The sequence below is a fragment of the uncultured Bifidobacterium sp. genome, assembly GCF_945269915.1.
Classification (GTDB): domain Bacteria; phylum Actinomycetota; class Actinomycetes; order Actinomycetales; family Bifidobacteriaceae; genus Bombiscardovia; species Bombiscardovia indica.
In genome coordinates, this window is record NZ_CALYOY010000051.1 from 1 (window position 1) to 7,132 (window position 7,132).

Below are 7,132 nucleotides of genomic sequence, written 5' to 3' on the forward strand. Positions count from 1 at the left end.
CGGAATTCCTAAGCCTGGACATTGACGAACAGGTCGCCATCATGCTGGTGGACACCGACGGTTGGGATGGGAAAAGCCGCCCTGCGCTCTTCGACTGCCTGATGGACCAGACCCACCGCTTCGAGCAGGAATTCACCAGGTACCTGATGGACCAGGTCAAGTCCAATAATCGCTACCTGAAGAAATGCCGCAGGCTGATCACCAACCTGGTCAATGATCGGCTGCCCGACCCCGACTCGCTCCGCCCCTGGGAGGACAAGCCGGAGAAGATCGAATATGACGAGAACGGGAAACAGTTCAAGGGGCACCCTGAGGACGTTTCGATCCTGGACTTCAACTACACCAGTCCCCTGGCAGGCCTGCGCGATTGCCCGTCCATCACGAACATCCACGGCAACCTGCTGGACCGGAACATCATCTTCGGCATCGACGGCTCGGATCTGAGGGCCACGGACCCCGACTACACCGATACGGTCAAGTTCACGAAGACCTTCCGCCTCATGGCCCTGAGGCAGAACAACAACACCACCATCATCCACCCGCACATCGATGGACAGCCCGGTGAAGAGACGGCGATCATCAAGTTCTACGGCCACTCACTGGGACCTGCCGACTACTCCTACTTCCAGTCCCTCTTCGACACCGTCGACCTCTACGCCAGTCAGACCAGGCTCATCTTCTACTACAACGAACTCCAGGGAGGGAATTCCGATCCCGAGCGGGGACACATGATAGCCGAGGAAATGTATGAGAAGGTCAATCAACTCATGACCAGGTACGGGGAGACCCTTGACAACGAAAACCACGGACGGAACCTTCTCCATAAACTCCTCCTGGAGGGCCGACTGAGCGTGGCACCATCTCCTCGCTGAGCAGATCCATCGGACCCCTTCCCAGCCGGGTCTATCCGCATCCGGCCTGATCAGGAGACCCGCAGGAGCCCGTGCGCACCCTTTTCGGCCAGACTCATGACATGGTTGACCATGGGGTAATCCCCCGGCTGGTCGACACTGAACTCCACGAAGCCTCCCTGGGCCGGCAGGAGGGGCAGAACCTGCGCCCCGGCCCGGACCGATACGGACGGATCCGAACCGGCCGTCCCGCCGATCAGATAGCGCCCTTCGGTCCAGACCGTATCGAACTGGGTGCCGACCACATGGAAGGCCAGCGACTGGTTGGGCCCGGCATCCAAGACCCAGATGCGAACCCGGCCGCCGACCTTGAGTCCAAGCGGGTGGGCGTCATACTGGAACGCCCGTCCGTTGAAGGTCATGATGTCCGGCTTCATGGCCGACACCTTGTCCGGGTCCGCCGTTCCCCCCTTGGCGCCCAGGTAGATCTCGGACTGGACCAGGACGTACTCGGCGGCGACGGCCGGCAGGGTGCCGTCATCCACGACCACCGCCCCGTACATGCCGTTGGCTATGTGATTCGACATGGGGTCGCTGCTGCAGTGATACATCCAGATACCCGTGTGTTCGGCCTTGAAGGTGTAGTGGAGGTCCTTGCCGGGCTCGATGTTGCGCATCATGGTCTGGGGCACGGCCGGACCGGCGTGGAAGTCGATGGAATGGCTCATGCTGCCCTTGTTCCTGACCGTGACCTCGAAGGTGTCTCCCAGCCGCCCCCTGAGCACCGGCCCCTGTGCCAGGGGACGCGATCCGGAATCGCGGGAATCGTCGGCATCATCGAAGCTCCAGACGGTTCGGTCCAGTCCGGCAGCCACTTTCTCCTTGCGCTCCTTGACGTCCAGGGTGTACCGCCTGACCCCCGCCTGACCCCCGCCCTTCAGCGGCGGAAGGGCCGCCTTGGCCGGGTCCGACCTATCGGCCTGTGACTTGAGTTTGACCGCCGTTGGGACGGCAGGGGCCGGACCGTCGCCCGAATCCATTCCCGGCATACCTTCCGTGGTGTGGGACCCGGCCGTGGAGGCGGCCCCCTTGACCATGACCCTCAGTTCCATACCCATCTGTCGATGCCCGGCCAGGGAGCACCATCCCAGGGTATTTGCCCCGATCACACCGACATCGACCTTGGCGGTCCGGGTGACCGGAACCGACCCTGTTTCCCTGCCGTTGGCGAAGACCAGGTCATGGCGTTGGTCACCGGTGTTGTGGAAGTCCACGACCAGGCGGTCGCCTGCCGGCACGGTGATTTCGTCAGGGACAAAGGCCATCCCCTTCACGTTCACGGAAACCCGGGTGGTGTGGCCGGTCGGCTTGACCCCATGTGCCGGGTCCTGGACCAGGGACGCCTTGTCAGCCGAACCGCTCCGCATGACCGAAGTATCACCCACTGGCCTGGCCAGACCTGGACGCACCACCATCAGGACCATCCCGACCACCAGAAGCAGGACGGTGAGGGCGGTCAGGACCAGGTCGATGCGGAGCACCATGGTCCCGGACCTCGCGGACCGCGAATCCGCACCCTCTTGCCGGTGCCCCCTCTTGGATGCCAGGATCCGCTTCCCCGAGACGGCCAGATAGACCACGGTCACCATCATGGCCAACATGCCCAGGACGTTCAGGGCGTTCCCCACCTTCCACATGGGCGTGAAGAGTCGAAGGGTACCCAGAAGTCGGATCAGGAGCCCGACCTGCATGAGCCCCCAGGCCACCCAGAGCAGGTGGTGGAAGGGCAGCGGCCTGCGGATGACCGAGGGGACGATCATGCAGACGTGGGCGATGACCATGGTCATGATGAATCCGATGGCAAGGGCGTGCAGGGCCATGTCGCCCCAGTAGGTCCGAGAATCCAGAGGGGCCACCATCCATATCAGGGCCGCCAGCAGACCCCAGGCATAGGCGGACAACATGCAGGTCCCCATGAACCCCGGCAGGCCCCCATGGCGGAAGGTGGCCTTGGCCACGTCATGGCTGACCATGACCAGGAGGAGCACGGCCAGCGACAAACCCAACAACGGGTATCCGACCCGTGGTGTCAGCGATTGGACGGGAAGCATCAGGACCAGAAGCAGACACAGTCCCAGGATGCAGGATTCCAGGCGTATATCGGAAAAGACGACCCTGGCCAGCTCGACCCGCTCCCCCACAACGGTCAGCACCAGGAAGAGCAACCAGGCCGGGGCCAGGACGGCGGAATCCAATCCACCCACCCAGCCAGCCGCCCCGACCAGACCAACCAGGGAGCCCAGGACCTGTATCAGGACCTCGGTCGATGCCTGCCTCTGCCAGATCGCCACATACACCGCGGTCAGGGCCAGCATGGACAGGGTCCAGGGAGTTCCGGCCAGAAGCTCGATTCTGGCCAAGCCCGGGGCAAACCCGAAGGCTGAAGCCACCAGGACCAGGACACCCAGCAGAGCCCCGACCAGACCCAGGGCCGGTGCCAGAAACCCCCAACGCGGTTTATCCGACCCGCCGCTTCGGTAGGCCACCGCCCGTTCCAGCCCTATGGCCGAACCCAGGAATCCATAGACCATGAGGCCACCGTGCAGATCGGCCAGGGGAACCCTGCCCGAGGGGTGGATCAGATCTGCACGAATCAGTGCCGCCGCCAGGCCGAGCAGGGCGGCCAGACCCGCTCCGGCAAGGAGGACCACCCTGGATTTGGGCAGGGTGAATCTGTCTCCTGTCCTGCGCGTCGTCTTGCCATCCTGCATGGATATCGACCACCTTGTGCTGGTTTGATATTTAAATGGATAGTTATACAATTTAATGGATGACCCCGGAAATTCAACCCCCACACCACCAACCCACGAGCCCCGCAACACGTCGGAACGGGGAACAGATACGCTCCGCAATCCTGGAGTACCTGCGCGGGGACACCGGTCATGGCGGTGAGGGCCTCTCCTCACACCAGATCGGAGTGATCTTCGGCATTCATCCGACAACCGCCCGGTTTCATCTCGAGCGTCTGGTAGGCCAGGGCAAGCTGATCCGCCAAGAGGCCGGAGACTCCGCGGCAGGTTCCCCGGGCGGCCATAGAGCCAGGCGAGGCAGACCGACCATCGTCTATATGCCCGTAGACCATGAACGAGCCCGAGGGAACTTGATTGCCTCGCTCTGCATGGCCCTCGAATCAGCCACAGCCGTTTCCGAGGACAGGACCGATTCGGCCCTGAAGGCAGGACGGGCCTGGGGGCTGGAACTTGCCAGTCAAGAAGACCGGAGAAATGACGAAGGGGCACCCACCAGTCCATCAGAACTGCCACTTGGCATCCTGGAAGGTCTTGGATTCGCACCGGAGCCGACGGGAGAAGGAAACGGAAGCTACTGCCTGACCACCTGCCCATTTATGGATAATGTCATCGACCACCCCATCATCTGCTCCATCCATCTGGGCATGATTCAGGGATTCCTGACCGGCAGGGGCCATCAGATAAGGGTGCGTCTCGAACCCCTGTCTTCCCCGCGGGGGTGTCTTTTGGAAATATCCGAACCAGGAAGACATCAACCGAACCCGACATAAAGCCCACCTCATAAAAAGCCGGGCCGATCCCGGTTTTCGCGGCAATCGCAGGCAAGACATCGACACCTGGAACCACCCGGCCCCGACTCATCCCTTGATGAAGCGGGCTTCGATTCGCTTCTGGAATTGTGCGGCAGCAAGGCAGACCGCTGCAACCAGGGTGATTGCCAGCATTCCGACGAAACTACCGATCACCGGGTCCACTCCGAGAAGGCCGGACAGGCTCTTGAAGACCCATGTCGAGGCGGTGAATCCCAGGCTGGTGGTGGCCGAGAAGATGCCCATAACCAGCGGATAGCGCCTGGGGAGGCACAACTTGGAAAGAAGGAAGGGGCAGGTGGCCATGTTGATGGCACTGCCCGACCCCACCAGGAAGGCCGACAGGCACACCAGGGGGAAGGACCGGGTGATCAGGAAGAAAAGGGCGCCCACAGCCATCAGGACAAAAGCTGCGGGTATCGTCCACTCCCGGCACAGGTCTCGGATTCGGTTGATGCTGAGACCGACCACAATCGATGATCCCGTATTGAACATCAGGGCCAGACCAGCCGCACCGGTATCTCCCAGACTGTATCCGGCTATGTAGACCGCCAGTTTGTTGTAGAGAACAGCCACCAGGAAGATGCTGAGGAAGCCGACCAGGATGCAGGAAACGATGGCCCACCAGGACTGTCGCCCCGCGCCGGACACCGACGAATCCGCCCCTTCGACCTCCTCCTCGCCCTCCTCGACGGTACCGGCACCGGGAACCAGGAAGAAGACCACAACCAGGGCGGGCAGAGCCAGGAAATAGAGCCAGTAGTTGCGGAGCCAGCCACCCCTCGCCAGAAAACCGCCCAGGGCCAGAATGAGCATGGAGGAACCATCCTGAACCGCCAGGGTCACCCCCATGAGTCCTGCCAACCGTTTCCCCCGGAAGAACCTGGCGGAAAGACTGGGAAGGATCGTGGTTGTAATGCCTACACCGAATCCCACCACCAGGGCGAAGACGAGGAGCTGACTGACATTCCCGTGGAACAGGAGGGGAAGCAGGCCGCCCAGGGCAATGCAGATGCAACTGATGCAACCGGCCGTCCTCGACTTCATCCAGGACAGGAGCTGCCCGAAGAGCAGGGCGGAAACGATGGCGGCGGACGACCCGATCGACACCACCGATTCCACGATGGAAGGATCGGTATGGGGAAAGGAGGCCTGGATGGCCGCCACCGAAGGAGAGATGATGGAGTCGAACCGCGACATGACGGCCAGGACCATGATCCCTGCGAGAATACCGATATTCTGTCTGGTCAGCACCCTAGTTGTCATGTCCTCGGATGGCGGTTCAATCTCAACCATCACCCTCCCCCTCTCGCTTTACGTCGGGATGGTCTATTCCATAATCAGGGCCAAGCCCGTCAGGACAATCAGGAAGAGCAGATTGAAGAGGGTATAGACCTTCAGATAATGCCCCTTCTTATGGGGGTAGCGCTTGACAACGGCCTTGTAGGAGACAAGGGAGGCCATGGATGCGATCAGGGTTCCCATGCCACCCAGATTGGTGCCCAGGATAATCGCTTTCCAGGCCGTCGAGAAGCCCGAAACCAGAAGGGATGTGGGGACGTTGCTGATCACCTGGCTGCACAGGATGGAGGCGATCAGGGGGTGGATGTTGACCAGCCCCGAGACCATGCCGTAAAACTGCGGCATGCGCCTGGCATTGCCGATGAAGATGAAGAAGGCCACAAAGGTCAGCAGCAGGCCCCAGTCCACGTGGAGGAATACCCGCCGGTCGCAGATCAGGAAGACAAGTATCACAACCAGGACCATGGCCGCCTGGGGAATGACCCTGGCCACACCGAGCAGACAGACCAGGAAGAGGAGGAGGTAGACGACGATCCGCCACCGTCCGCTGTCCTGCATCTCCTCCACCTGGGGCTGGATCCCGTCCGGCTTGGGTGCCAGAACGCTGTGCTGGATGTCCTTGGCCTTCATCCCCTCGAGCTGGTCGACTCGTTGGCGTCCGAAAGCGAACCAACAAACCAGAACCAGCATCAGGGCCGCCACCAGGGTGTAGGGCGCCATCAGGAGGAGGAATTCGCCGGTAGGCATGTCCGAGCGCGCTTTGAGGTAGAGATTGTGGGCATTGCCGATCGGTGTCAGCATGCTCCCCACATTCGCACCCAGGGTCATCAGGGTCACGACCAGGAAGACGTGCTTCTCAAGCCCGGCCATGATCAGGACAGCCATGGCAAAGGGGACGAAGGTGACCAGGGCGACGTCATTGGTGATGAACATGCTGGCGAAGAAGGTCAGGGATACGAGAACCAGGGCCAGGCCACGCACGGAGTGGACCCGGGCAAGGAGGTTGGCGCCGATGGCATGAAAGACCCCGATGCGTTGGAACCCGCAGACCACCACCATGAGCGAACCCAGCTGGGTGATGGTATTGACGTGGATATACCCCAGGTACTGACCGTCGGGATGAACGAATATACAGGAGACCAGAGCGATGACTGCCGCGATAACCAGTACGGTTTCGCCTTTGAGCAGCCTGGTCAGCCAATGTCGCATCGTCACCTCCGGGGCCACAATTCCCCACCCAGTTTACGCGATGGCAGAGGGACCGAATGACCGAAAGCACAAGGATTTTCCGCGCCTGCTCCCCAGGTCGGGAACCCGAAACCTTACTGGCAAAAGGGCTATGGGAACCCGACCAAATGGC

4 protein-coding genes are annotated in these 7,132 nt (G+C 61.5%); 1 reads left to right on the plus strand and 3 read right to left on the minus strand.

Annotated elements, in window-relative coordinates; translation table 11 throughout:
* Positions 1 to 872: AbiH family protein (locus Q0K62_RS07610; protein ID WP_297317376.1), on the plus strand; the 872-nt coding region annotated here is incomplete at its 5' end.
* 50 nt (positions 873 to 922) lie between these two features.
* On the opposite strand, the gene Q0K62_RS07615 is transcribed toward Q0K62_RS07610, so the two are convergent.
* The 3 genes from Q0K62_RS07615 to Q0K62_RS07625 form a co-directional block, all read right to left on the minus strand.
* The gene (locus tag Q0K62_RS07615) at positions 923 to 3,622 is read right to left on the minus strand and encodes a multicopper oxidase domain-containing protein (RefSeq protein ID WP_297317377.1); all 2,700 of its coding nucleotides are present in this window, start codon (positions 3,620 to 3,622) and stop codon (positions 923 to 925) included.
* 896 nt (positions 3,623 to 4,518) lie between these two features.
* Positions 4,519 to 5,766, minus strand: a complete 1,248-nt coding sequence (locus Q0K62_RS07620; RefSeq protein WP_297317378.1) for an MFS transporter — start codon at positions 5,764 to 5,766, stop codon at positions 4,519 to 4,521.
* 33 nt (positions 5,767 to 5,799) lie between these two features.
* Positions 5,800 to 6,981, minus strand: coding sequence for an SLC13 family permease (locus tag Q0K62_RS07625; protein WP_297317379.1), 1,182 nt, complete (start codon positions 6,979 to 6,981; stop codon positions 5,800 to 5,802).
* Positions 6,982 to 7,132 lie beyond the last annotated feature (151 nt).

Coding starts and splice junctions, on each gene's coding strand:
- Q0K62_RS07615 (WP_297317377.1), bottom strand. CDS start 3,622: ATGCAGGATGGCAAGACGACGCGCAGGACAGGAGACAGATTCACCCTG.
- Q0K62_RS07620 (WP_297317378.1), bottom strand. CDS start 5,766: ATGGTTGAGATTGAACCGCCATCCGAGGACATGACAACTAGGGTGCTG.
- Q0K62_RS07625 (WP_297317379.1), bottom strand. CDS start 6,981: ATGCGACATTGGCTGACCAGGCTGCTCAAAGGCGAAACCGTACTGGTT.